Origin of the sequence: Candidatus Palauibacter irciniicola (assembly GCF_965208695.1) — a bacterium.
Lineage (GTDB): Bacteria > Gemmatimonadota > Gemmatimonadetes > Palauibacterales > Palauibacteraceae > Palauibacter > Palauibacter irciniicola.
Genome location: NZ_OZ242352.1, coordinates 110,899 through 135,366 on the forward strand (window position 1 = coordinate 110,899; position 24,468 = coordinate 135,366).

The 24,468-nt window shown below is 69.7% G+C and carries 20 protein-coding genes; 7 read left to right on the forward strand and 13 right to left on the reverse strand.

The genetic code is table 11. The features are described 5' to 3' along the window. The first annotated feature begins 183 nt into the window (after nt 1–183). Together ACOGI9_RS00480 and ACOGI9_RS00485 are read left to right on the forward strand one after the other, a co-directional pair. Nucleotides 184–3,354 (forward strand): peptidase S9, encoded by a 3,171-nt coding sequence (locus ACOGI9_RS00480; protein ID WP_419857960.1) that lies wholly within the window; start codon nt 184–186, stop codon nt 3,352–3,354. Between the two features lie 25 nt (nt 3,355–3,379). Next, on the forward strand, nt 3,380–3,730 hold the full coding sequence (locus ACOGI9_RS00485; RefSeq protein ID WP_419857961.1) for a phage holin family protein: 351 nt from the start codon (nt 3,380–3,382) through the stop codon (nt 3,728–3,730). 20 nt (nt 3,731–3,750) lie between these two features. Here ACOGI9_RS00485 and ACOGI9_RS00490 read toward each other — a convergent pair whose 3' ends face one another. The 4 genes from ACOGI9_RS00490 to ACOGI9_RS00505 are packed head-to-tail and all read right to left on the reverse strand — an operon-like array spanning nt 3,751 to nt 6,226. Continuing rightward, entirely contained in the window at nt 3,751–4,347 is a 597-nt protein-coding gene (locus ACOGI9_RS00490; protein WP_419857962.1) for an iron-sulfur cluster assembly accessory protein, read from the reverse strand. Further along, nucleotides 4,326–4,985, reverse strand: coding sequence for an orotate phosphoribosyltransferase (gene pyrE / locus ACOGI9_RS00495; protein ID WP_419859304.1), 660 nt, complete (start codon nt 4,983–4,985; stop codon nt 4,326–4,328). The genes ACOGI9_RS00490 and pyrE overlap by 22 nt, the downstream gene beginning before the upstream one ends. Next, the gene (locus ACOGI9_RS00500; RefSeq protein ID WP_419857963.1) at nt 4,955–5,455 is read right to left on the reverse strand and encodes a Fur family transcriptional regulator; all 501 of its coding nucleotides are present in this window, start codon (nt 5,453–5,455) and stop codon (nt 4,955–4,957) included. The genes pyrE and ACOGI9_RS00500 overlap by 31 nt, the downstream gene beginning before the upstream one ends. Before the next feature lie 36 nt (nt 5,456–5,491). Continuing rightward, a complete protein-coding gene (locus ACOGI9_RS00505) occupies nt 5,492–6,226 on the reverse strand; it encodes a hypothetical protein (RefSeq protein ID WP_419857964.1) in 735 nt (244 codons plus the stop codon). Between the two features lie 130 nt (nt 6,227–6,356). On the opposite strand from ACOGI9_RS00505, the gene ACOGI9_RS00510 reads away from it, so the two are divergent. Together ACOGI9_RS00510 and ACOGI9_RS00515 are read left to right on the forward strand one after the other, a co-directional pair. Then, a complete protein-coding gene (locus ACOGI9_RS00510) occupies nt 6,357–6,869 on the forward strand; it encodes a DUF192 domain-containing protein (protein WP_419857965.1) in 513 nt (170 codons plus the stop codon). 40 nt (nt 6,870–6,909) lie between these two features. Next, the gene (locus ACOGI9_RS00515; RefSeq protein ID WP_419857966.1) at nt 6,910–8,298 is read left to right on the forward strand and encodes a class II fumarate hydratase; all 1,389 of its coding nucleotides are present in this window, start codon (nt 6,910–6,912) and stop codon (nt 8,296–8,298) included. A gap of 4 nt (nt 8,299–8,302) precedes the next feature. Here the strand turns inward: ACOGI9_RS00515 and ACOGI9_RS00520 are convergent, their stop codons facing one another. Genes ACOGI9_RS00520 through ACOGI9_RS00530 form a run of 3 tightly spaced genes read right to left on the reverse strand, consistent with a single transcriptional unit; the run spans nt 8,303 to nt 12,518 of the window. Further along, nucleotides 8,303–9,232, reverse strand: a complete 930-nt coding sequence (locus ACOGI9_RS00520) for a DUF4340 domain-containing protein (protein WP_419857967.1) — start codon at nt 9,230–9,232, stop codon at nt 8,303–8,305. Continuing rightward, nucleotides 9,229–11,484: a Gldg family protein gene (locus tag ACOGI9_RS00525; protein WP_419857968.1), complete on the reverse strand. Its 2,256-nt coding sequence runs from the start codon at nt 11,482–11,484 to the stop codon at nt 9,229–9,231. Before ACOGI9_RS00525 ends, ACOGI9_RS00520 begins: the two co-directional genes overlap by 4 nt. After that, the gene (locus ACOGI9_RS00530) at nt 11,481–12,518 is read right to left on the reverse strand and encodes an ATP-binding cassette domain-containing protein (RefSeq protein ID WP_419857969.1); all 1,038 of its coding nucleotides are present in this window, start codon (nt 12,516–12,518) and stop codon (nt 11,481–11,483) included. Before ACOGI9_RS00530 ends, ACOGI9_RS00525 begins: the two co-directional genes overlap by 4 nt. 125 nt (nt 12,519–12,643) lie before the next feature. Between ACOGI9_RS00530 and ACOGI9_RS00535 the strand changes: the two genes are divergently transcribed. Further along, a complete protein-coding gene (locus tag ACOGI9_RS00535) occupies nt 12,644–14,590 on the forward strand; it encodes a hypothetical protein (protein ID WP_419857970.1) in 1,947 nt (648 codons plus the stop codon). Between the two features lie 60 nt (nt 14,591–14,650). Here the strand turns inward: ACOGI9_RS00535 and ACOGI9_RS00540 are convergent, their stop codons facing one another. From ACOGI9_RS00540 to ACOGI9_RS00560, 5 genes are all read right to left on the reverse strand, one after another. Beyond that, nucleotides 14,651–15,067 (reverse strand): PIN domain nuclease, encoded by a 417-nt coding sequence (locus ACOGI9_RS00540; RefSeq protein ID WP_419857971.1) that lies wholly within the window; start codon nt 15,065–15,067, stop codon nt 14,651–14,653. Further along, nucleotides 15,064–15,480, reverse strand: a complete 417-nt coding sequence (locus tag ACOGI9_RS00545; RefSeq protein WP_419857972.1) for a hypothetical protein — start codon at nt 15,478–15,480, stop codon at nt 15,064–15,066. Before ACOGI9_RS00545 ends, ACOGI9_RS00540 begins: the two co-directional genes overlap by 4 nt. A gap of 77 nt (nt 15,481–15,557) precedes the next feature. Further along, complete coding sequence (locus ACOGI9_RS00550; RefSeq protein WP_419857973.1) at nt 15,558–16,562, reverse strand: sugar phosphate isomerase/epimerase family protein; 1,005 nt, start codon at nt 16,560–16,562, stop codon at nt 15,558–15,560. Next, the gene (locus ACOGI9_RS00555) at nt 16,559–17,767 is read right to left on the reverse strand and encodes a Gfo/Idh/MocA family protein (RefSeq protein ID WP_419857974.1); all 1,209 of its coding nucleotides are present in this window, start codon (nt 17,765–17,767) and stop codon (nt 16,559–16,561) included. Before ACOGI9_RS00555 ends, ACOGI9_RS00550 begins: the two co-directional genes overlap by 4 nt. Continuing rightward, nucleotides 17,764–19,242, reverse strand: coding sequence for an MFS transporter (locus ACOGI9_RS00560; RefSeq protein ID WP_419857975.1), 1,479 nt, complete (start codon nt 19,240–19,242; stop codon nt 17,764–17,766). The genes ACOGI9_RS00555 and ACOGI9_RS00560 overlap by 4 nt, the downstream gene beginning before the upstream one ends. Nucleotides 19,243–19,428: 186 nt before the next feature. Here ACOGI9_RS00560 and ACOGI9_RS00565 point away from each other — a divergent pair, with 186 nt between their 5' ends. Next, nucleotides 19,429–21,795, forward strand: coding sequence for a DPP IV N-terminal domain-containing protein (locus ACOGI9_RS00565; RefSeq protein ID WP_419857976.1), 2,367 nt, complete (start codon nt 19,429–19,431; stop codon nt 21,793–21,795). Nucleotides 21,796–21,925: 130 nt separating this feature from the next. Beyond that, the gene (locus ACOGI9_RS00570; RefSeq protein WP_419857977.1) at nt 21,926–23,467 is read left to right on the forward strand and encodes a serine hydrolase domain-containing protein; all 1,542 of its coding nucleotides are present in this window, start codon (nt 21,926–21,928) and stop codon (nt 23,465–23,467) included. Here ACOGI9_RS00570 and ACOGI9_RS00575 read toward each other — a convergent pair. Continuing rightward, nucleotides 23,464–24,354, reverse strand: coding sequence for a 5'-3' exonuclease (locus ACOGI9_RS00575; protein WP_419857978.1), 891 nt, complete (start codon nt 24,352–24,354; stop codon nt 23,464–23,466). The two genes, ACOGI9_RS00570 and ACOGI9_RS00575, sit on opposite strands and share 4 nt — an antisense overlap. Between the last annotated feature and the right edge of the window lie 114 nt (nt 24,355–24,468).

A 24,468-nucleotide genomic window follows, 5' to 3' on the forward strand; every position in this document is an offset into this window, starting at 1 on the left:
CGCCTGCCGGTACGGCCGTGACCTCGCCCCCACTTGAGTCGTGCTAGTGCGGAATAGCGAAGGTTGGGTGCCTCGGGTAGCTTTCGGCACCCCCTGACTGCTTGCCGTCCGCGAGGCGGCACGGTCTCCCGGGGTCCAGGAACCCGGGAAGGCCGGAGGCAGCGGTCTCCTGGTGGAGGATGTATGCTTCGCAGAACTCACGCGCTCGTCGCGCTCGCCGCCCTCGCGGTCTTCTCGGGTCCCGCCGCCGAGGCGCTGGAGGGGCAGGCCGGCCGGTATTTCGGCCGGAACAAGGTGGTCTACGAGTCGTTCGACTTCGAGGTGCTCAAGACGCAGCACTTCGACATCTACTACTACGACGAAAGCGCGGCCGGCGCGCAGATGGTCGGCCGCCTTGCGGAGCGCTGGTACGCCCGCCTCTCCCGGGTGCTCAATCACGAGTTCCGCCAGCGCCAGCCGATCATCCTCTACGCCGACCATCCGGACTTCGAGCAGACGAACACCTCCGGCCAGTTCATCGACGAAGGCACGCAGGGCTTCACGGAGATCCTGAAGCGGCGGCTCGTCATGCCGATGATGGTGTCGCTCCACGAGACCGATCACCTGCTCGGCCACGAACTCGTGCACGCCTTCCAGTTCGACATGACGGGGCAGGGGACCGGGGGCCCCGGGCTGGACGTGCCCGGCGCGATCCGGCTCCCGCTGTGGTTCATCGAAGGCATGGCCGAGTACCTCTCGATCGGACCCATCGACCCGTTCACGACGATGTGGATGCGGGATGCCCTGGATCTGGAAGACGGGTTCCCGACGATCCCGGAACTCGCGGACAGGCGGTACTTCCCGTACCGGTACGGCCACGCCTTCTGGTCCTACATCGGCGGGGCGTTCGGAGACGACCGGATCGGCCGGATTCTCAACCTCGCCGCGCGCACGGGGAACGCGCTGGCGGCGATCGAAGCCGTCCTCGAGGTGCCGATCGGAGAGCTTTCGGACCGCTGGAAGAACGAACTCGAGACGTATTTCGCGGACGCGCGTCAGGAGACGCGCTCCCCGGACGACTACGGTCGCCGCGTCGTCTACGAGCCGCCCGATGAGGGGAAGCTCCACCTGGGCCCGGCGCTGAGTCCCAACGGCCTGGACATGGTCTACGTCTCGCAGAGCGACCTCTTCTCCATCGAGATGTTCGGGGCCGACGCGCGCACCGGAGAAGTGAAGCGCCGCCTCACGAACAACGCGGTCGACCCGCACTTCGAGAGCCTCCAGTTCATCCATTCGGCCGGGGACTGGCATCCGAACGGCCAGCTCTTCGCGGTCGCCGGCATCAAGACGGGGAATCCGCTGCTCACGATCATGGAGGCCGAGAGCGGGAGCATCGTCGGGGAGATCCCGATCGAGGGGTTTCAGCTGGGCGCGATCTTCACGCCGAGCTGGTCGCCGGACGGGTCGCACATCGCGTTCAGCGGCCACTCCGGAGGGTTCACGGACCTGTACGTGATCAACATCGAAACCGGGCAGCTCCGGCGGCTCACGGAGGACCCGTACGCCGACCTCCAGCCCGCCTGGTCGCCCGACGGCCGGTCGGTGGCGTTCGCGACCGACCGCTTCACGACCGACCTGGAGTTGCTCGTCCCGGGGACGTACCAGGTCGCGCTGCTGGATCTGGAGAGCGGGGACATTGAGCCGCTGCCGGGCTTCGACGACCAGTTCCGGAACTACAATCCGCAGTGGTCCCCGGACGGCCGGAGCCTGTACTTCGTGTCGGACCACGACGGGATCGCCAATCTCTACCGGCTCGACCTCGAGACGCGGGAGCGGTACCTGGTCACCGACCTGTGGACCGGCGTGAGCGGCCTCACGGCCATCAGCCCGGCCGTGTCCGTGGCCCGCGGCACGGGCGACGTCGCGTTCAGCGTGAACAAGGGCGGGCCGTTCAGCTACGAGATCTACGTGATCGACGACCCGGACGTCCTGGCCGGGGTGCCGGCGCCCGAGATGCTCGTGGGCGTCGACGCCTCGATCATCCCGCCGCGCGAGCGGTTGTCGACCGCGCACGCGGAACTGCTCGACAACGCCCGCCTCGGTCTGGCCGACCCCATCACCTTCGAGGACGCCGAGTTCCGGTCCCCGCTGTCCCTCGATTTCATCTCGCAGCCCACCATCGCCTTCGGGGCGAGCGACTTCGGGGTCTTCTTCGCGGGTGGCGCGTCGATGTTCTTCTCGGACCTGCTCGGCAACCGCACCCTCCAGACCATCCTCCAGGTCAACACGAGCTTCGGGGATCTGCTTCAGGGCACGGCGGCCCTCGCAGGCTACGAGAACCGGTCCAGTCGCTGGAACTGGGCCTTCATCGGGGGGCAGGTGCCGTTCGTCACGCGCCAGATCGGGTTCCAGCCGGTTCTGGCCGGGGGCAGGGCCGTGAACATCATTCGGGACTTCCGCTGGTTCGAGATCAACCGGGAGTTGACAGGGATCGTCGCCTATCCCTTCAACCGGAACTCGCGCGTCGAGTTCTCCGCCTCGGCACGCCAGATCGACTTTTCCGGCGAGATCGAGGAAATCGCGTTTGACGCCTTCACGGGTCAGCCATTGGTCAACGAGGTCACGGATCTGCAGGACTGCGCGGGAGACGTGCTGGCGTTCACGTTCAACAGTCAGCCCTGTGCCTTTGCGTCGCTGTACAGCGCGAGCGCAAGCGCTGCGCTCGTATACGACAGTTCGATCTTCGGCGGCACGAGCCCGATCGCCGGGCAGCGCTACCGGCTGGAGGTGGAGCCCGCCATCGGAACGGTGGACTTCCTGACGGTGACGGGGGACGTTCGCCGATACGTCCGCGCGGGGCCGTTCACGGTCGCCGGACGGGCCCTCCACTTCGGCCGCTGGGGGGGCGGGTCGGACGACCCCCGCCTGGGCCGACTCTATCTCGGGGTGCCATCCCTCATTCGCGGGTACGACAACCGGTCCATCGATGTCGCCGAGTGCACGGTCGCGAGCGGCCAGGCCGGGTTCTTCAGCTGTCCTCTCATCGGGAACCTCATCGGCAACCGCGTGGCGGTGGGCAACCTGGAACTGCGGCTTCCCCTCCTGGGCGGGATCGGCGTGGTCCGGGCCCCGGGCGTACCGCCGGTCGAGGTCGGCCTCTTCTATGACATGGGCAAGGCATGGTCGGGCGAGACGCCCCTGAACTGCCCGGATGCAAACTGCTCGTTCGAGGACCGGACCTGGGTGTCGAGCGCGGGCTTCCTCACGAGGGTCAACGTCTTCGGCCTCATGATCGCGGAAATCAATTTCGTCCGGCCCTTCGACCGCCCCGGAAAGGGCTGGCTCTGGCAGTTCAACCTGACGCCCGGCTTCTGACGGCGCCCGCCGCGGGCGGCGATTGATGGGTCTGATCCGGAGCTGGCTGGTCAACGCGGCGGCGCTGTACGCGACGGCGCGGCTCCTCGCCGGGGTCCGGGTCGACAGTCCGGAAGCGCTCGTCGGAGGGGCGCTCGCGATCGGCCTCATCAATGCGGTGGTCCGGCCGATCCTGCGTCTTGTGACCTTCCCGATCACGGTCCTGACGCTGGGACTGTTCTACTTCGTCCTCAACGGCCTGATGTTCTACCTGGCGGCGTCACTGATCCCGGGGTTCGAACTCGCCGGTCTCGTCACGGCCATCGGCGGCGCGTTCGTCATGTCCGTGGTCGCGACGGTGCTGCACGTCTTTCTCAAGCCGCGCAGGAAGAAGTAGCCGACGACGACGTCGGGCTGCTAGGCGTAGTAGGGGTTGCTGCCGGCGGCGTGGTCCGTCACGTCCTGCACGTCGACAATCTCGGGCGCCGCGTCCCGGATCATCTGCTTGATGCCCTGGGTGAGCGTCACGGAGGCCATGCCGCAGCCCTGGCAGCCGCCCCCCATCGTCACGTAGACGACGTTGTCGCGGATGTCGACGAGGCGCACGGTCCCGCCATGCGATGCCACCCCCGGGTTGATCTGCTCGTCGATGACGCGGCGCACGCGGTCGACGAGGGGTCCGTCCAGCGGCGCGGAGCCGAGCGGCTGGATGTTGGGGTTGTTGAAATGGAAGCCCGAGCCCTGGAGCGACTCGACCCAGTCGATGCGGGTTCCCGAGAGAATGTCCGCGCTCTTCGAATCGACGACGACCTCGAAGCCGGGGGCGTCGAACGACTGGTCCTCCGCTTCCCGCTCGAAAGGTTCGATGAGCGCCATCTCGTATTCCGGCGCGATGGGGCTCGCGTTCTGGACGCTGACGCGTACCGCGAGACCTTCCGCGGGGTCCTCGTCGATGAACGTTCGGATCCGCTCGCTGGCGGCGTCCGTGAATGTCAGGAGATCCTTGTCGGACACGTCTCACTCTCCTTGGCGGACTTGGCGGCCACAGCCGCCCTGAGATCGCTCGCAGTGTAAAGTACCATGGTCTGCAGACCGGCCCCCTCCAGCGTGGCTCTTCCCCCCTCCTCGCGGTCCACGAGGCCGAGCACCCCGAGCACCTCGCCGCGGGCCCGATTCACCGCCTCGACGGCCTGGAAGGCGGATCCGCCGGTCGTGATCACGTCCTCCACGACGACGACCCGGGCGCCGGGTTCGAAGCAGCCCTCGATCAGCTGTCCCTTGCCGTGTCGCTTGGCGCGCTTGCGGACCGAGAACGCGTGGATCGGATCCCCCGCGCGCCAACTGGCGGCGGCGATGGCGTAGGCCAGCGGGTCCGCGCCCATCGTGAGGCCGCCGACCGCATCCGGCCGGAGTCCGGCGTCACGGATGGCCGCGAGGCCGACCTCGCCCATCAGCACCTGTCCGTGCGCGTGCATGGTCGAGGTCCGGCAGTCGATGTAGTAGTCGCTCCGGGCGCCGGAGGCGAGCACGAAATCCCCGAGCCGGAACGAGCGCTCGGCGAGCAGATTGAGAAGTCTCGAATGGGCGGAACTCAGCGGAACCTCCTGGTGTCTTGTCCCAGCTAGCTGACCTGGCGAATCGCCTGGCCGGATTCGACCTCGCAGCGGGCACAGAGCCCGTACAGCTTGAGTTGGCGTTTCAGCACGTGGAAACCGAACTGTCCGGCGACCTCCGTCTGGAGCCGGTTGAGTTCATCCCGATCGAACTGGACCACGTCACCGCACGCCGTGCAGATGAGGTGGTCCTGATGCGCCCCGCCGACCTTCGCCTCGTACCGCTTGAAGCCCTCGTCGAAGTCGTGCTCCGTGGCGAGGCCGACGCGAACCAGGAGGCTCAGGGTGCGGTAGACGGTCGCCTTCCCCGCGCGTTCGCCGTCGCTCCGCAGGCGTTCCACGACCTCGTCCGCCGAAAGCCGCTGCCCGGACTCGAACAGGACGCGCGAGATCGCTTCCCGCTGATGGGTGACGGGCAGATGATGCTCCTGCAGCGCGGCCCGGAAGAGGCCGAGCATCACGGCGGCGCAGCCGAGAGGCGGTCGGGGGGTGAGGGTGTCCGTGGTCATGGTGTTCTCAACGCGCTGAGAAGATAAGCGCCCTCGTCACGCCTGCAACCAGCGCGCCTCGAAGTCGTCCACGACCTGCCTCAGCAGGCGATCGACGGGGGAGGCCGGCCGGGGCGTGAGATACCGGTCCGAAAAGCGGTTCAGCGCGACGCGGAGGGCGGTGAAGGTCTTTGCGGCGTCGCGATAGCAGCCGTCGAGTTGCTGGCGGCGCGCGAAGGGGGCGTCGGCGGCCAGTGAGAAGCCGGCCTGGCCCATGGCCTCGTAGTACCCGAGGTCGGGTCCCGCTCTCCGTCGCTCCCGCGTGCAGATCCAGTCCGGGAAGAGACCCGACAGCCAGAGCGAGAAGTTGCCGAGATGGGCGCTGAGCAGAAAGCCGCGGCGACCGTCCGATTCGGCGATCTCCGCCACCAGGTCGACGAGATAGCGGTACTCGCGGTCGTCGTAGTCGGCGATCCGGTGCGCCCGCGCCTCCCTCGCGAAGTGGAGGAAGATCGAGGTCACGTAGTCGGCCATGAGGCGGGACCCGACGCCGCCTTCGAGCAGGCTGTGACGCAGCGCCACGTAGGAGAAGAGCGCCAGCGGGAGCGCCGAGAGCCCCGGTTCGGCGGCGAGCGCGCCGGGCGCCTTGGGGTGATCGAGCAGCGCGTCGATCCCCCGCTCCGAGACCAGCGTCTCGAGACGGGTCCGATCTTCGCCCTCGCGGGCGAGCAGGTAGACGAGTCGGGCCGCGTCATCCCGTCCGAAGGAAGCTCTGACATCCGGAAGAATCATGCCGCTCCCCCTTCCCTTGGTCCCCTCCCGTCGGCCCCGCCACCTCGTTCCATACCCCAACCTCGTCTGCTAGTTTTCCTTCCGGGGGAGGATGCCGCAACGGAGTCGACCCGGATGAAGATGATCTGACATGCTGAGAGAACGATGGAGAGAGCCCGGATTCGGGCTGCCTGCGGCCCTTGTGGCCTTCCTGGCGGCGTGCGGTTCGGCGGACGCGGGCGTTCGCGACACCGACGTCTCTGCGAATGGCGGGCAGGCCGCCGAAACGGGAACGGGCGCCGTCTCCCAGGCCGTGGAACTGGTCCCGCTCCGGGTGGGCGGGATCGAGATCCAGGTCGAGATCGCCGACGACGCCGACGAGCGCCAGCGCGGACTGATGTACCGGGAGTCGCTCGAGGAGAATCAGGGGATGCTGTTCGTCTACCCCGAGCAGCGCACCCTGGGCTTCTGGATGAAGAACACGCTCATACCCCTCGACATCGCGTACATCGACCGCGAGGGTCGCATCGTCGACATCCAGCAGATGGAACCGCAGACCACGGAGACCCACGACTCGGCCGCGCCCGCCATGTACGCGCTGGAGATGAACCAGGGGTGGTTCGAGGCCAACGGGATCCGCGTCGGAGACCTCATCGAGTTCTAGCCACGCAACCAACCGACAAGAATCCACGGACATCCCACGCATGGACCATCGCATAGAGAAGGACTCCATGGGGGAGATGGCGATCCCCGCCGACCGGCTCTACGGAGCGCAGACGGAGCGGGCCCGCCAGAACTTCCCCATCTCCGACCTCCGCTTCGGGCGCCGCTTCATCGAGGCGCTCGGCGCGATCAAGCTGGCGGCTTCCCGCGTGAACCGGGAACTGGGACTCCTCGATCCCGATCTCGGCGAGGCGATCGAGCGGGCGGCCGGCGAGGCCATGACCGGGGCACTCGATTCCCATTTCGTGCTGGACATCTTCCAGACCGGGTCGGGCACGTCGACGAACATGAACGCGAACGAAGTCATCGCGAACCGCGCCATCCAGCTGCTGGGCGGAGTCGTGGGTTCGCGGAGCCCCGTCCACCCCAACGATCACGTCAACCTGGGGCAGTCGTCGAACGATGTGATCCCCACCGCCACCCACGTCTCGGGACTGGTCGCGATCGAGCGCGAGCTGCTGCCCGCGCTGGAGCGGCTGCGCGCGGCGCTCGCGGAGAAGGCCGAGGAGTTCGATCACATCGCCAAGGCGGGGCGCACGCACCTGCAGGACGCGACGCCCGTCCGCCTGGGACAGGAGTTCGGCGGCTACGCCAGCCAGGTGAGGCACGGGATCCGGCGCGTCGAGGCCGTCCGTCCCGCGCTCGCGGAACTCGCCATCGGCGGGACGGCGGTGGGAACGGGCATCAACACGCCCGCCGACTTCGGCGCGCGGATGTCGGCCGCGCTGAGCGAGATCCTCGGGGTCGAGTTCGTGGAGGCGTCGAACCACTTCGAGGCGCAATCGGCGCGCGACGCGGTGGTCGAGGCGAGCGGGGCGCTGCGCACCGTCGCCGTGAGCCTGACCAAGATCGCGAACGATCTGCGCTGGCTCTCGTCCGGTCCGCGCACGGGTCTCGGCGAGATCAACCTCCCCGCGGTGCAGCCGGGCTCGTCCATCATGCCGGGCAAGGTGAACCCGGTGATGGCGGAATCGGTGCTCCAGGTCTGCGCGCAGGTCATCGGCAACGACGCGGCCATCGTCGTGGGCGGGCAGTCGGGGAACCTCGAACTCAACGTCATGATCCCCGTGATGGCCCACAACCTGCTCGAGAGCGTCCGGATTCTCTCCACCGCGAGCGTCGAGTTCGCCGAACGCTGCGTCCGCGGGATCACGGCGAACGAAGAGCGCTGCCTGCGGAACGCGGAATCCACCGCGGCGCTCGCCACCGCGCTCGCGCCCGTCATCGGCTACGACAAGGCGGCCGAACTGGCCAAGCTCAGCCTCGCGGAAGACCGCACGCTGAAGGAACTCGTGCTGGAGCAGGGGCTCGTCGCCCCGGCGGAACTCGACCGCATCCTCGATTTCCGCGCGATGACCGAGCCCGGCTGACCCGCTAGGGGGAGGGGACGAGCGCCTCCGGGAGCAGGCGGTTCACCGTGAGGCTGGAGAGCCGGAAGGCTTCCGTGCCGTCCGCGAGGCGGGCGACCCAGTCTCCGCGCTCCTCGTCCTCCAGCAGGAGGATCGAGAGTTCGAGTTGCCGGCCCGTCACGTCCGCGGACGCCTCCGAGAACACTTCGACCCATCCGTCCGGCAGGGTGAAGTCGGCGGCCGCCTCTTCCTCCACCGTCGGGAAGCCGGAAGCGGAGACCGAGGGCAGGATGGAGAGGAGCCGCTGCACGAGCGCCGAGTCCGCCGGCGCGTCCCCCGCGAGCCACCCGTCGTCGCTCCGGCGCAGCACGGCCTCCCGGTCCCCGCGACGCATGAGGACTTCGCGCACGCCGGCGGTGTCCACGGAGGCGATCAGGCGCGGCCGCCACCCGTCGCGGTCGCGGTTCAGGTAGCCTCCGGCCGGACCGTCGAGCCGATAGACGACGTCGTCGGCGGGAAGGCGCACGAAGTAGCCCCCGGAGCGCGTGTCGCGGTCCCCGAGATGGAACTGCTGCACGTCGCCGCCGGCCGTCCGCACCTCGACGCGCCGGCCGCCCTCCGCGACGCCCAGGCCCGCGTGATTCGAGGGGTTGCGCGCGACGAGTTCCGACGAGGAGAGCCGCCCGATCACGTCCAGGAGGTCGCGGATCTTCGGTTCCTCCGCCATGTATCCGTCGACCGTCCACCCCGCGTCCGTCCGCTCGAGACGCACCGTGCCGGCGTCGTCCGCGAGCACGATGTCCACGCCCGCGATGGTGTCCGTCACCGCGAAGGAGAAGCCGTCCCCGACATCCAGCGTCCCCTCCTCGCCGCTGCCCCTGAACAGCCGGGGCAGGGTGAGAAGGACGGCCACGCCGAGCACGATCGCGATGACCTTCAACTGCTTCGCGTTCATGTGAGCGCTCCTCCCTCGGTGAAGGAGCGCTGCTGCACCTGCCGCCGCCGCGCGAGCCGCAGCACGCCGACGAGGACGAAGAGCAGCGGGACGCCGGCCAGGTTCCCGTACCGGGTCAGATCCGGGAGCCATTCGTTGGGGAAGAGGAGGAGCGGGGGCGCTCGGTCCTTGGACCGGATCGAGATCAGCGCCTCGTCCTGGGCGAGCCAGTCGATCGCGTTCTGGAAGAAGACCATCCCGGCCAGCCCTGACATCGATTGCGAAAGCGTCTCGTCGTGGATCAGCGACGAGGAGCCCGCGAGGACGATGCGGCCCCCGCCCGGTTGGGTGTAGGCGACCGCCAGCGTCTCCATTGCCACGTCTTCCTCGGAGAGCTGTCCATCCGGCGCGATGACCGCCCCCCAGTCCTGCATCGCGTCGATCGAGAGCGGAGTCGCCAGTCGTCCCCCTGCCTGCGAGGTCGTGAGCAGCGGGGTGACCAGGGTGCTGTCCTCCACCTCGACGAGGAGCGGGCTTCCGAACCGGATCGGCACGTTCGCCACGCCGTCCACGATCACGTGCCCGGAGGCCGGCTGGGCGAGCGTCCACAGCGGATACGGTAGGACAACGGCGCCAAAGTTGGACGGAACCTGCACCTGTTCGTGGAGCTCGAGGTCGAACGCCATCGACGGGACGATGCCGAGCCCCCGCGCCTGCAGCAGGGAATCGAGCGCCGGATCGAAGGTGGGGCCCGCGTAGCGCGCCTGCATGTCCGCCGTCACGCCGGATTTCAGCACGAAGAGGCTGCCGCCTGCGTCGACGAAGCGGCTCAGGATCTCGCCCGCCGCGGGCTCCAGCGGCATCTGGCCGCCCGCGATCACGATGACGTCGATCGAATCCGGCACCGCCACGGTCGTCGAGTCGACGCGGAACTCCATCAGGTCGTACTCCAGGGCGAGGCGGCCGCGGGCGAGGCGAAGCCCTGCGCCCAGGCTCAGTTCGCCGTGCCCGGTCAGGACCCCGATGGTGGGGCGTTCCGGCCGCGTGAGGGCGCGGATCATCGAGGCGAGACGGTACTCGAGGTCCGCCGTCTGCCGGATGAACGGGATGATCTGGCTCTCGCCGGCGTACTGGACCGCGAGCGCAAAGTAGCGCTCCTGGTACGACACTTCGTCATCGGCCATGACCTGGAAGGGCACGGGGCGGATGCCGAGCAGCCCCGCCTCCTCCTGCGCGTCCGGGTCCTCGTCGGGGTCGAGGCGCACGAGGTTCACGTTGGCGCCGCCGGTCGCGTCGAGATCCCGGAGCAGATCGTCCACGTCCCGGCCTACCGCCGCCAGTTGCGCCGGCAGTTCGGCGGACTGGAAGAGCTTGAGCGTGACGAGGTCGTCCACGCCGCGCAGCAGGTCGGCCGTCGGCGGCGACAGCGTGTAGACCTTGCCGGGCGTGAGGTCGAGCCGCCCGCGCAACTGCGCGCCCGCCAGCGCGGCGAAGATCGCGATCCCGACGAGGCCGAGCACGCCCACCCGCAGCCGCCCGTACGCCGGCCGTTTGCGGCTCAGGCGTTCGCGCATGATGGAAAAATACGTGAGCGAGAGGAACGCCGTCCCGAGGGCCGCGAAGTACAGGACGTCCCGCAGGTCGATCACGCCCCGCGCCACGTTCGAGAAGTGCCCGAGCACGCCGAGGCGCGCCGCCGCCGCCGCGAGCGGGCCGGGGAGGGAGAGGGTGACCGTGGGGAGTCCGATCAGGTAGAGGGCGAAGCTGATCGTGACCCCGATGATGAACGCGGTCACCTGGTTCCTCGTGAGCGAGGACGCCCACAGGCCGACCGCGATGAGGGCCGAGATGAGGAACATCGACCCCAGGTACTGGGAGAAGACGACGCCCCACTGGAGGTCGGCGCCCAACGTGAGGCCGAGCGGGATGCCCAGCGTCCCCGCCATGGCGACCAGCAGGAAGAAGAGGACGCCGAGGAACTTGCCGAGCAGGAACTCCACGACCTGGATCGGCTGTGCGAGCACGAGCTCGAGCGTCCCCGCGTTCCGCTCCTCCGCGAACGACCGCATGCAGACGGCCGGAATGAAGAAGAGCAGGAGCCACGGGAGGAGGGACAGCATCGGCCGCAGCGACGCCTCGCCCAGGACGTAGGCCTCCTGAAAGTAGAAATAGAAGTTGATCCCGAGGAAGATGACGAGGAGGATGTAGGCCGTCGCGTGGTCGAAATACCCCGCGAACTCCCGCTTCGCGACCGTGAGAATGCGGCCGATCATCCGTCCCCCTCCTCGGTGGCCTCAACCGGTGCTTCGTCGGACGGCGCATCGGGGGGCTCGCGGCCGGGCTCCTCGGCCGTCTCGTCGGCCGGGCCCGCGCTCTCGGCGGTGAGCCGGTGGAAGAGATCCTCCAGGCTCGCCTGGGCGAGGTGCAGTTCCCACAGTGGCCAGCCCCGCGCCGCGGCGAGTCGCGAGATGTCCGGCCGCGGGTCCTCGCCGGAAGCGCCCTCGACCGCGAACCGGGAGCGCCCGCCCGCGTCCGTCTCGAGGGTGTCGGCCCGGGCCACGGAGGGGAGGTCGCCCATGGCCTCCATGGCGGCGTCCGCCGGAGCGTCGAGTTCGACGATCACCCGGGCGCCGCCATGCCCGGCGACGAGCGCGTCGACCGAGCCATCCGCGACGATGCGCCCCTCGTTGATGATGACGACGCGCGAGCACGTCTTCCGCACCTCCTGCATCACGTGCGTGCTCAGTAGGACGGTGCGGTCGGTCCCCACGTCGCGGATGAGGCTGCGGATCTCGACGCGCTGGTTCGGGTCGAGCCCTTCGGTCGGCTCGTCGAGGATCAGGATCTCCGGCTGGGAGAGGATGGCCTGCGCGAGGCCGACGCGCTGCCGGTATCCCTTCGAGAGCTGGTTGATCGGACGGTAGTAGACGGCTTCGATGCCGGTTTGCGCGACGACATCGTCGGTGCGCGCGCGGATCTCGCTGGCGCCCATCCCGCGCAGCCGGCCCATGAAGGTGATGTACTCGCCGGCCAGCATGTCCCGGTACAGGGGGTTCGTCTCGGGCAGGTAGCCGATGCGGCGCCGCAGTTCGACCGGGTGGTCCTCGATGGACAGGCCATCGATGGAAATCGTGCCCCCATCGGGTTCGAGGTACTGCGTGAGGAGCCGCATGGTCGTCGTCTTGCCCGCGCCGTTCGGCCCGAGGAAGCCGACGACTTCGCCGCGGTCGATCGAGAACGTCGCGGAATCGACCGCAACGGTCTCGCCGAACCTCTTCACGACATCGGTCAGCGCTACGAGTGACATGCGAGTGACATCGGATCCGCGTTGGAGGTGTGCGACGGGGCGGGAAAGGTAGATCGGGTGCGGTGCGAGTCAAGCGCCGCCAGGGATCGCAGACAGACGGACAGCGCGGGTGTAGCTTCTCCGGCATGAACGTATTCCTCGATGCGGGTCGGCGGATCCTGGGACTCTGTCTGGTCGTGCTCGTCGCCGTCCCCGTGTTTCTGATTCTCGATCCCGACGGATCCACCACGCCGCTCGATGTGCCCATGCGCCGCGCGGGGCTGGACTACTGGGCGCACACGTGGGGCGCGTCGACCGCTGTGTGGACCCTCCTCGCCCTCGGGGCCGCCATCCTTGCCGGCGTGTTCGGGAAGGGGAGCGTGTCGCGTGTCCTCTCCCGGATCGGTCGGGTCATTGCACGTCCGCCGACGTGGTCCGCGGCCGCGTTCACGGGGCTCCTCGGCGCCGCGCTCACGGCCGCGGTTGTGCTGCTGGTCTTCGATGGACGCGCGATCTTCAACGACGCGAACGTGCAACTCGTGCAGGCCCGCTATTTCGCGGGCGGAAAGCTCTCCGGCCCTCCCCTCGCGATGCCCGAGTTCTGGACGATCCAGTTCATGGTGCAAACGGCGGCCGGGTGGGTGTCCCAGTATCCGCCGGCCCACGCCCTGTGGCTCGCCGGCGGCATCAGGCTGGGTGGTCCATGGATCGCGGTGGCGGCGACCATGGGAGTGCTCGGCGTCTTCTCCGTCCTCTCCTTCGAGCGCCTTCTGCCGGGTCGGATTGCGGCAGCGCGGCTCGGCGCCCTGCTCGCCGTCACGAGCCCCATGCTGCTGGCCCTCGCCGGGACCTACATGAACCACGCCACGGTCGCGGCCTTCGCCGCGCTCGCCCTCTGGCTGTCGCTCCGGGCCGAGACGGGCCGGGCCGTGTGGGCGCTGGCGGCGGGCGGCGCGATGGGCTTCATGGTCACGACGCGCCCCATCTCCGGCCTGCTCATCGGCGCCGCCGTGACGGCCGGCGTGTGGCTCACCGCGCCGCGGCAGGAACCGGGCCTGCACCGGCCGTGGCTTCTGCGCCGCTTCGCCTGGTGGGCCCTGGGCGGCCTCCCGTTCGCGGTCGGCTTCGGCTGGTTCAACGCCCGCTTCTTCGGCAGCCCGCTCACCCTCGGCTACACGGCCGCCGCCGGCCCCAGCCACGGCCTCGGCTTCCACGTCGACCCCTGGGGCCGCGTATACGGCTTCACGCAGGCGCTCGGCTACACGTCGACCGAACTCATTTCGCTCGGGCGCGAACTCCTCGGCACCGTGCTGCCGGTTGCCGCGCTCATCGGACTCTACCTTCTCCTCGCGCGCCGCCTGGAGCGCGGCGAGCGCATCCTCGCCGCGTGGGCGCTGCTCCCCGTCCTGGCGAGCGCGCTGTACTGGCATCACGACCTCATCGTCGGCCCGCGCATGCTCGGCGAAGCCGTCCCCGCCTGGTGCGCGCTCCTCGTGCTGGCGACGATCGGCCTCGCGCGCGCAACCCGCCGCGACTGGCTCTCGGACGCGGTCGCCGTCCTCGTGCTCATCGCCATCGGCTACGGTCTCGCGGCGGGGGGCCGGGGGCGCGTCGTGCGCTTGACGGGCCGCGTCGTGCCCGTTCCCGAGGTCACGGAGCCCGGCCCCTCGCTCGTGTTCGTGCACGAATCCTGGCAGGACCGGATCGGGGCCCGGCTCGCCGCGCGGCCCATGAGGCTCGACAGCGTCCGAGCGCTCATCAACCAGTTCGATCCGTGCCGCCTGGAGGGCGCCCTCGTGGGCGCGCAGCGGCCGGAAGAGGTCGTGGATCGTTGCCAGCGGGAGATCGGCTCGGATCGGCTCGGCCGTCTCGGCCTCACCGATTACCTGTGGCGTGGCGACCTGCCGGGCCTCGGCGGCTCTGGCGTGCTGTGGGCCCGGGATCTCGGCCCCGAAGCGAACGCGCGCCTCATCGAAGCCTACCCCGATCGAACGCCGCTCCTCGCCATGCCTGACGGTGAGCGCACGGGCGACGGCCTCGTGGTCCCCTACCAGATGGGCGTGAATGCACTCTGGGGCCCCGCTCCGCCGTAGCAGCCCGCGCTGAAGCCCGGTTGTGTCGAGCGGCGCCTCGAGCGGCCGAGGGGCCTGGCCTCAGGGCTTTGGTGCCGGCGCCGTCGGAACGACGAGTTCGAGTTCCGTGTGGCGGGCGATGGTATCGAAGTCGCGATTCCGGGCCAGCAGCGGGCGACGCGCATCCAGGGCCGCGGCGGCGACGAGGCAGTCTACCAGGGACCGAATCGTACGTCCCGCCCGCTGACACGTGCGGTAGATCCGCGCCGCGCTCTGGAACTGGCCCAGCGAGTCGGGGACCAGGATCTCGAAGCGGCCGAGCAGCTTCAACAGATCCGACTCCTCGGTTTCGTTGCGACAGCCTGAAAGGAGTTCCAGGACCGCGGGAGCGGGCGTGGCGATCGCATTTCCGGCCCGTACGGCGTCGTCCAGGCAGAGGTCGAAGGGGCTCTCCGTGCGGCGCAGGTACTCGATCCACGCGGACGTGTCGACGATCACAGGGGCTCGACCGTGTTGCCGTCTCGCATTTCGTCCAGGTCTCCCGCCCATCCCGCGCCTCGCATGGCGAGTGCCTCCTCCTTCGTCATCGGGACGAAGGACTGGCGGAACACCGCTTCCTTCACGGCCGCCGACCAATTGGCTCGTCCGTACCGCTTGCGCACCGCCTCCAGGTCACGCTCCGGCAGTCTCACTTCCAGATCGACGAACCGCAGGCCGGCGGACTCGGCGGCGCCGTATCGCGGCTCCGCCTCGCGCACCGCGAAGACGGCGCCGCCCCTCAACTCGCGTTCGCGCGCCTCCCGCAACGCCCGCCGCACCCACGCCGACACCGTGACGCGGTTGCGCCGCGCCGCATCGCGGATCTCATCCAGCTCCGCCTCCGGCATCACCACCTGCAGTCTCGTACTCATAACATGAGTATATTATGCTCATGACGTGTCATGCCGCAACGAGTCTCCGGGGTTCCGCCCCCGTCGCGACGTAGAGGTCAGTCCTTGGAGAAGGCGGCGTCGAAGGCGGTGGCGGAGGGGGGGAAGGTCAGGGCGCGGAGCCGTTCGCACGCTTCCCGGGCGCCGTGTTCGCGGTCCATGCCGCTGTCCTCCCACTCGATCGAGAGGGGGCCGCTGTAGCCGACGCGGTCGAGGGCGCGCAGGGTCTCCTCGAAGTCCACGCGGCCGCGCCCGATGGAGCGGAAGTCCCAGCCGCGGTCCGCGTGCCCGAAGTCGAGGTGGCCGCCGAAGGCGCCGGAGCGGCGCGGGGTGTCGGACCACCACACGTCCTTCATGTGGGCGTGGTGGATGCGGTCGCCGAACTCGAGGATGAAGCCGACGTAGTCCACGCCCTGGTAGGCGAGGTGGCTGGGGTCGTAGTTGAAGCCGAACGCGGCGTGACCCGCCACGGCCTCCACGGCGCGCGCCGCGCTGGCCGCGTCGAAGGCGATCTCCGTCGGGTGCACCTCGAGGGCGAACTTCACGCCGGCCGCGTCGAAGGCGTCGAGGATCGGGTTCCAGCGGTCGGCGAAGTCGGCGAAGCCGGCCTCCACGAAGCCGGGCGGGTGCGGGGGGAAGGCGTAGGCGGCGGCCCAGATCGAGCTGCCGGTGAAGCCGTTCACGACCGGGACGCCGAGCGCAGCCGCCGCGGCCGCCGACCGGCTCATTTCCGCCGCGGCCCGCCGCCGCACGGCCTCGGGGTCGCCGTCGCCCCACACGCGCTCCGGCAGAATGAGCTGGTGGCGGGCGTCGATCGGGTCGCACACGGCCTGGCCGACGAGGTGGTTGGAGATCGCGTGCACCTCGAGGCCGTGGGCCGCCAGCAGGTCGCGCTGCCCGGCCGCGTAGCCGTCCTCCTCTGTCGCGCGCACGACGTCGAAGTGGTCCCCCCAGCAGGCAAGCTCGAGCCCGTCGTAGCCCCACTCGGCCGCCCTGGCCGCGAGCGTCTCCAGCGGCATGTCCGCCCACTGGCCGGTGAACAGCGTGATCGGTCGTGCACTCATCGCGTCGACTCCCCGGGCTCCTCGCGTTCGGCAGGCGGCTCTCCCGGCGGTTCGTAGCGCGCGTCCACCCACGCGCCGCGCCGCCCGCTCTCCACCGCCCGCTCGAGGAAATGAACCCCGCGCGCCCCGTCCCACACCGTGGGGAAGTCGAGCTCCGCCCCGTCCGGCGTCCGCCCCTCGTCGAGCGCGCCGATGGTCGAGATCACGTTCCGGTACAGGTTCCCGAATCCCTCAATGAACCCCTCCGGATGACCCGGCGGGACCCGCGACGCCCGCGCGGCCTCGGGCGAGATCCAGCCGTGCCCCCGCCGCCGTGCGCGCGCCCGCCCGTCCGGCGTCCGGTGCCACAGCGTCTCCGCGTCGCCGTGCCGCCAGGCGATCGAGCCCTCGCTCCCGAACACGCGGATCGCGAGCCCGTTCTCCTCGCCCGCCGCCACCTGCGACACCGTGAGCGTCCCCCGCACCCCGCCGCTCCAGCGCATGAGCAGGCTCGCGTCGTCCTCGAGACGCCGCCCCGGCACGAACGTCGTCAGCTCGCCGCACAGCGCCTCGACCTCCAGCCCGGTCACGTAGCGGGCCAGGTGATGCGCGTGCGTCCCGATGTCCCCCAGCGCCCCGGCCACCCCCGCCCGCGCCGGATCGGTGCGCCACGCCGCCTGCGGGTGACCCGTCTCCTCGAGCGGCGTCGCCAGCCACCCCTGGAAGTACTCGAGTTGAACGCGGCGGATCTCCCCGAGCGTCCCGCCGCGAACCAGATGGCGTGCGTCCTTGACCATCGGGTAGCCGCCGTAGTTGTGCGTGAGGGCGAACACGCGATCCCCGGCGGCCACGAGCCGGCACAGGGCTTCCGCGTCTCCGAGTTCCGTCGTCAACGGCTTGTCGCACACGACGTGGAAGCCCGCCTCGAGGAAGGTCCGCGAGACGTCGAAATGGAGGTGGTTCGGCGTGACGACGATCACGAAGTCCAGCCGGTCGTTTCCGGCGCGCGCCGCTTCGGCCGCCGCCATCTCCCCGTAGCTGCCGTACACGCGGGCCGGGTCCAGTCCGATCTCGGCTCCCTTGGCCGCCGACCGCTCCGGGTCCGACGAGAAGGCGCCGGCCGCGATCCGCGCGAGACCGTCCAGTTCCGCGGCCATCCGGTGCACGTCTCCGATGAAGGCGCCGGGTCCGCCCCCCACCATCCCGTAGCTGAGGCGTCGCCTCATCCGTCGCCCGACTCCGTCCCGATCCGAACGGCCCGGTATCCGCCGGCCCGCCGGTCGCGCGAATAGAGGAACCCGAAGATGAGGATGAGCGCTCCCGTGAACGGAAGGATGTACCGGAACGAAACCCGTCCCCCGTAGTTGTCCGCCGGCCCGAGAATGGCGTTGGCCCGCTCCGCCAGCGCCTCATCCCCACCGGAGTTGATGATCGCCCGCAACGCGTTCGCCGTGACCGACTCCGGCAGCGCGCCGTCCGGCCCCACGCCGGCGAGCGCCTCGCCCACCGCGTCGCCCGCCGCCGCCAGGTCCGGGGCGGTGCTCTCGTCGGCCCCGGCGAAGGCCGCCGCCGCATCGGCGAAGAGCGCCCGCGTCTCGACCGCCGGGAGCCGCTCGTGCCCCACCTCGTCGGCGATGCTTCCCATCCAGGGCGTCGTCCACAGCCCGACGACCGCCATCCCGGTCGCCCCCATCATCCCCAGCCCGAGAGCGCCGGAACGCGGCACGCGCTCCGACACGAAGCCGAGCATCGTCGGCCAGAAGTAGCACACGCCGACCGCGAACACGGTCGCCGAGGCGAAAGCCATCGCCGTCGTCTCCGCGTAGCTGAGCCACAGCAGTCCCACGACGGAGACCGCCGCGCTCGCCGCCAGCACCCCCGGCGGCGAGAGCCGTTCGACCGCGAATCCCGCCTTGTAGCGGAGGACCGCCATCAGACCGTTGATCCACGCCAGCACGAGGATCCCCGGGATCCCGCCCGCCTCGAGCACCGGCGGCACCCAGCGGTTCGGCCCCAGTTCCGTCGAGGCCGTGATCGCCATGCAGACCAGCATCAGGATCATGAGCGGCGTCGTGAACGTCGCCAGGAACATCTCCTCCATGCTCACCCCGGCGCGGACGCCCTCCGTCGGCGGAAACTCCTCCCGCCACATCAGGTGGCCGTAGATGAGGGTGGGGATGAGGATGAGGCCGATCTTCAGCTGCCACGCGGTGAGCCCCACCGATTCGAGACCGAAGGCGAGCACGGAGCCGATCACGATCCCGCCCGGGAACCAGACGTGGAACTGGTTCAGCTTGACCGTCTTTTGATCCGGATAGAGCGCCGCCACCAGCGGGTTGCAGGCGGCCTCGACCAGCCCGTTCCCCAGCGCCAGCGTCAGCGCTCCGATGAACGCCTGCCAGAAGCCGCCGGCCGTGATCAGGACGAGCGCCCCGAGGAGATGGCACGCGAAGGCGAGCCGGAGCAGGAGGCGCATCCCCAGTGTGTCGCAGAAGGGTGCGAAGAGGACCTGAGACACCGCGAAGCCCCAGATCGCCGCCCCGCCGATGAGGCCGACCTCGTAGTTCGTGAGGGTGAATTCGCCCTTCAGCGTGAGCATGACCGCGCCGACCACCGCGAAGGTGACGGAGGTCGCGATGAGCGACACGCAACTGGCCAGGAAGAGCCGCTTCGGGCGCACGGAGGACGAGGTCGTATCCACGGAAAACTCCTCGGATGGGGTCGGCGGGCACGCTAGCGCCGCCTCGTCGCCGTCCGCAACGGCGCGGCGACTCCCCCGAATCCCGCAACCCTACCGGCGGGCGAACGCTTCGATCTATTCTGTTCCCAGCGGCTCGCGGCAGGGCCTTTGCCTCGGGCTGCCAGCCAGGAAACCCAGGAGGATCCCGTGAAACGCCTCTCGATCTCGGCCCCATCATCCCTCGTGCTCGCCGTCCTTGCCGCCGTCGCCGCCATCGCGCTCGCTGCGGCGCCACCGGCCGCTCACGCCCAGTCGCGGCCCCACGCCCCCGACGCGGTGACGGCGAGCGAATACGCACGCGCGGAGCAGTTTCTCTTCTGGAACGCGGAGAAGCTCACCTCCGGCGCGACGGTCGCCCCGCGCTGGGTCGACGCGAACCGCTTCTGGTATCGGAACCAGGTGTTCGGAGGCCACGAGTTCATCATGGTCGACGCCACGGCCCGCACGCGGGCGCCCGCCTTCGACCACGACCGCCTCGCGGCCGCGCTCTCCGAGGCCTCCGACGGGAGCCACGAGGCGACGGATCTCCCCTTCGACGAGTTCGAGTTCAACGACTCCGGCGGGATCCGCTTCTGGACGGATACCTACGAGCGCTGGGACTGCGACGTCGGCGCCTACCGCTGCACCGGCCCGGACTCGGTCGCGCAGGCCACGCACGAGATCGAGTACTCCGGCGGCGGCCGCGCCGTCTTCTCCCGCGACGAGAACCTGTGGGTGCGGGACACCGACACCGACGAGGAACGCCGGCTCTCGACCGATGGCGAGCCGCACTGGGGCTACGGCGTCGCGCCGGAGGGCTGCTGCTCGGAGATCTCGAACCGTCGCAGGGGCTTCAGGCCGCCGCCCGTGGCCGAGTGGTCGCCGGACGGACGCCGCATCGCCACGCACCGCTACAACGAGCAGGACGTCGAATCGCTGCACCTGCTCGAAACGGCCACCGGCCGCCCCGTCCTCCACAGCTACCGGTACGCGCTCCCCGGCGACTCCATCGTCCCCACGTGGGAACTGTATGTGTTCGACGCCGAGACCGGCGCGTCCGTGAAGGCCGACTATGATCCCGTGCCCGGCTACTTCGGCAGCGCGGACACGACCTGGCACGCCACCCAGTGGTCGCCGGACGGCGGCCGCGTCTGGTTCTCGCACCACTCGCGCGACTTCAAGAGCCAGACGCTGGTCGAGGTCGACGCGGAAACGGGCGCGGCCCGCGAGGTCATCGTCGAGAGCGGGGACACGTGGGTGGAACTGAACCAGCTCCGCACGCCCTACAACTGGCGCGTGCTCGACAACGGGACCGAGTTCGTCTGGTTCTCCGAGCGCGAGGGCTGGGGGCACCTCTACCTGCACGACCTCGCCACCGGGGAGATGAAGAACCGGATCACGCAGGGGTCCTGGCTCGTCGTCCAGCTCCTGGCCGTCGACGAGGACGCGCGGCAGGTCTACTTCACCGCCGTGGGCCGCGAGCCCGGACGCGACCCCTACCAGCACCACCTCTACCGGGCGTCGCTCGATGGCGGCGGGGTGACGCTCCTTTCACCCGAGGACATGCACCACGACGTCACGGTCTCGCCCGACGGCCGCCACTTCGTGGACACCTATTCCACGCGCGCGACGGCCCCCGTCACGGTCCTCCGCGACCGTTCGGGCCGTGCCGTGATGACGGTCGAAGAGGCCGATATCGGCCCGCTCCTCGAGGCCGGCTGGGAGCCCCCGGTGCGATTCTCCGCCAAGGCCCGGGACGGGGTGACCGACGTGTACGGCTTCCTGTGGCTGCCGGCGAACATGGAAGACGGCAAGGTCTATCCCGTCATCGACTACATCTATCCGGGACCCCAGATCGGTCCCATCCGGTCGCCGGGCTTCACGACGGGGCCGCGCGGCCAGGGCCACGCCCTCGCCCAGCTCGGGTTCATCACCTTCGCGGTCGACGCCATGGGCACGCCGTACCGCTCCAAGGCCTTCCACGAGAGCTACTACGGGGACATGCGGGACAACGGGATCCCGGATCACGTCTCGGCGCTCAAGGCGTTGGCGCTCCGCTATCCCATCGACATCGACCGGGTGGGGATCTTCGGCCACTCCGGGGGCGGTTTCTCCTCCACCGACGCCATCCTGAGCTTCCCCGACTTCTTCAAGGTCGCCGTGTCGGGAGCGGGGAATCACGACCAGCGGGGCTACCACTTCCCGTGGGGAGAGAAGTACCACGGGCTGCTGGAGCGCTACCCGGACGGGACGGACAGCTTCGACTCGCAGGCGAACCAGAACATCGCCTCGAACCTCAAGGGGAAGCTGCTGCTCCACTACGGGTCGCTGGATGACAACGTGCACCCGAACATGACGCTGCTCGTGGCCGACGCCCTCATCGAGGCGAACAAGACGTTCGACATGCTCGTGTTCCCGAACCGCAACCACGGCTACGCCCGCGAGCCGTACCTGATCCGGCGCACGTGGGACTACTTCATCGAACACCTCATGGGCTCCCAGCCGCCCGCCGACTACAAGATCGTGCAGCCGTAAGGCGAGGAAGCCCGAAACGTTCCCGCGGGAACGCCCGGCCTCCGCCGAGGGGCCGGGCGACCCGCTTGTCAGCCTCCCTCGTCCGCCGCACGTTCAGCCGGACAGCGCCGACCCCTATCCGGAGGACTCCATGCGCCGCGCCCCCGATCGAACGTTCGTGACGCACCTCTGCTGTGCGCTCTCCATCTCCCTGTTCGGCCTTCTGGCCTGCGCGCCGGAGGACGGCGGCGACGAGGCCACCGGGTCTACGCAGGAGGTCCCGCCCGGCGACGGCTCCGACGAGAGCCTGATCGCGCGCGGGGAGGCGCTCGAGCTTCCGACCGAGTGGGATCCGCCCCCGGGCGAGCCCATCGTGCACCACACGGCGGGCTTCGCGAAGACGCTCTGCTCCGGGACCTTCATCACCGGACTCGACTGGCGCGACGCCGCCGCCAACGTGGGCGGCTTCACGGCGCCCTTCCAGCACCGGGGCGCGGTCGTCGACACGGTCGTGGACATGGAGGCGCAGACGGTGAGCCTCACGCTCGGCTCGGGGATCACGCGCACGGCCAAGCTGTACGGCAGCCAGGGCTGCATCACGCAGCCCCTGGGCCGAGACTCGATCTACTTCACGCCCTCCGTCGTCGAGCCGATGACCCCGGATCCGGCCACCACGCCGTGGCCCATGGGCGACGTGCTCCCGGACGAGCCGTACCCGCCCGAGATCGACATGGACAAGGTCCAGGAGGCGGTCGAGATCGCGATGGACCAGGAGGGGATGACGCTCGGCTTCGTCGTCACCTACCAGGGAAGAATCATCGGCGAGGGGTACGGCCCCGGCGTCGACATGCACACCCCGTTCGAGAGCTGGTCGAAGGGGAAGTCGCTCACCGGGACGCTGATGGCCGTCCTCATCCAGCAGGGCGTGTACGGCCTGTGGCAGCGCGCCCCGATCCCGGAATGGCAGGACGATGAGAGGAAGAACATCCGCATCGCCGACATCATGCGGATGTCGAGCGGGATCCGGATCGTCGCGCCGCAGGACCCGGATTATACGGAAGACATGGGGTATCCCGACCACCTCTATCTCTATACGGGAGAGAACGCCTTCGAGTGGGCCGCGACGCGCCCGCAGCAGTGGGAGCCGAACACGGTGGGACGGTACCGGAACACCGACCCGGCGCTGACGAACTACCTGGTCCGCCTCGGCGTCGAGGGCCGCGGCGACGACTATCACGCCTTCCCGCAGCGCAACCTGTTCGACAAGCTCGGGATCCGGAACTTCATCATGGAGACGGACCCGAACGGGAACTTCCTCACGCAGGGCTACGAGTTCGGCTCCGCGCGCGACTGGGCGCGGCTCGGCAACCTCTACCTGCAGGACGGCGTGTGGGAGGGCGAGCGCATCCTCCCGGAGGGCTACGTCGACTACGCGATGGAGGTCGCCCCGGCCTGGATCACGGACGGGCGGCCGGTCTACGGCGGCGGCTTCGTGTGGAAGGACCTCGGCTTCCCGATCGAGGACGACTACGGCGCCTTCGCGGGGGCCGGCGGCCAGTACACCGTGTTCATCCCCGCGCGCGGCCTCGTCATCACGCGCCTCGGCAAGTACACGGGCCAGGGGCCGGGCGGAGAGAACCTGCGAGCCGCGATCGCCCTCCTGATGGAGGCCGTGCCGCCGATCAGCGACTAGCCGGGCGGCTCCGGGCGCGCTGCCGCGAGGCGCTCCGCACGAGGGGGAAGGTCCGGGGCGTCGAGTATCGTGGCGACGAGGTCGAAGTCGTCGCGGGGTCCCGTCCATTCCAGATCGTCCACGCTCGCTGACACCGGGGCGTCCCGGACGAGCGTCGCGAGGCGGCGGAAAAGGAGCGCGTCGTCCAACCCGTTGCGCAGCGTTTGGGCGAGGCGTTCGGGACCGCGCACGGAGACGTCCCAATCTCGTCCGTCCGAGGGGATGTCCTCGATGCGGCCATAGCGCGCGAGGACGGCAGCCGCCGTCTTGGCGCCGAAGCCGCGGATGCCGGGGAATCCGTCCGCGGAATCGCCCACGAGGGCCAGCCAGTCGGGGATCGCCGCGGGAGGGACGCCGAACTTCTCGACGACGCCGGCTTCGTCGCGGAGGAGCCGCTGCCGCCGGTCGAACTGCACGATGCGGTCGTCTTCCACGCACTGGGCGAGGTCCTTGTCCGGCGTGCAGATGTAGACGCGCTCCACGCGCGGGTCCGCGGCGGCCATCGCGGCGCCGGCGGCCATCGCGTCGTCCGCCTCGTGCTCCACCATCGGCCACACGACGAACCCCGCCGAGGCGAGCGCCTCCTCGACGAGCGGGAACTGCGAGTAGAGCGCCGGGTCAATGCCCGAGCCGTCCTTGTAGCCGGGCCACAGGTCGTTGCGAAAGGACTCGATGACGCGGTCCGTGGCGATCGCGACGTGCGTGGCGCCGCCCTCGAGCAGGCCGAACATCGAAGCCACGACCCCGCGCGCCGCCCCGACCTCGTGGCCACCGGCGTTTTTAGCCGATGGCGCTCCGTAGAAGTGCCGGAACAACTCGTACGTGCCGTCGATGAGGTGGACCTGCACGCGAACTCCGCCTTCCGCTGACGCCCCGCCGCGACGCTCCGCCCCGCTCCCGCCTCCGAAGCGTCGTGCGTTGGAGCGCGTCGTGCAACGGCCCGCTCCGGGGACTGGTGCCGG